The organism is Escherichia sp. E2661, assembly GCF_004745185.1.
Lineage (GTDB): Bacteria > Pseudomonadota > Gammaproteobacteria > Enterobacterales > Enterobacteriaceae > Escherichia.
In genome coordinates, this window is the sequence record NZ_PDIG01000046.1 from 1 (window position 1) to 1,179 (window position 1,179).

The 1,179-nt window shown below is 56.7% G+C and carries 1 pseudogene; it reads left to right on the forward strand.

The annotated features are described in order from the left end of the window. Positions 1–1,179: pseudogene (locus tag CRI63_RS23525) on the forward strand (autotransporter domain-containing protein); the annotation flags it as partial.

Below are 1,179 nucleotides of genomic sequence, written 5' to 3' on the forward strand. Positions count from 1 at the left end.
GACAACAACGGCACCATGACCGTGACCGATCCGGAATCCATCGGTATTCAGATCGACGGCGACCAGGCAGTTGTATTAACAGAAGGCGACAGCACCATCACCAACGGTGGCACCGGCACACAGATTAACGGTGACGACACCACGGCGAATAACGGCGGCAAAACCACCGTTGACGGTAAAGACGCCACTGGTACAGAAATCAACGGCAATAACGGGAAGGTTATCCAGGACGGCGATCTGGACGTCAGCGGCGGCGCACACGGGATTGATATCACCGGCGACAGTGCGACGGTGGACAACAACGGCACCATGACCGTGACCGATCCGGAGTCCATCGGTATTCAGATCGACGGCGACCAGGCAGTTGTTAATAACGAAGGCGACAGCACCATCACCAACGGTGGCACCGGCACACAGATTAACGGTGACGACACCACGGCGAATAACGGCGGTAAAACAGTCGTTGATGGTAGCGACTCATCTGGCACGGAAATCAACGGTAATAACGGCACCGTTATCCAGGACGGCGATCTGGACGTCAGCGGCGGGGCGCACGGGATTGATATCACCGGCGACAGCGCGACGGTGGACAACAACGGCACCATGACCGTGACCGATCCGGAATCCATTGGTATTCAGATCGACGGCGACCAGGCGGTTGTTAATAACGAAGGCGACAGCACCATCAGCAACGGTGGCACCGGCACGCAGATTAACGGTGACGACACCACGGCGAATAACGGCGGCAAAACCACAGTTGACGGTAAAGACTCCAGCGGTACGGAAATCAACGGTAATAACGGGAAAGTTGTTCAGGACGGCGATCTGGACGTCAGCGGCGGGCGCACGGCGATTGATATCACCGGCGACAGTGCGACGGTAGATAACAAAGGCACCATGACCGTTACCGATCCGGAATCCATCGGTATTCAGATCGACGGCGACCAGGCGGTTGTTAATAACGAAGGCGACAGCACCATCAGCAACGGCGGCACCGGCACACAGATTAACGGTGACGACGCCACGGCGAATAACAGTGGTAAAACGGTCATTGATGGTACCGACTCCACTGGCAACAGAAATCAACGGCAATAACGGCACCGTTATCCAGGACGGCGATCTGGATGTCAGTGGCGGCGCTCACGGCATTGATATCATCGGTGACAGCGCGACGGTGGA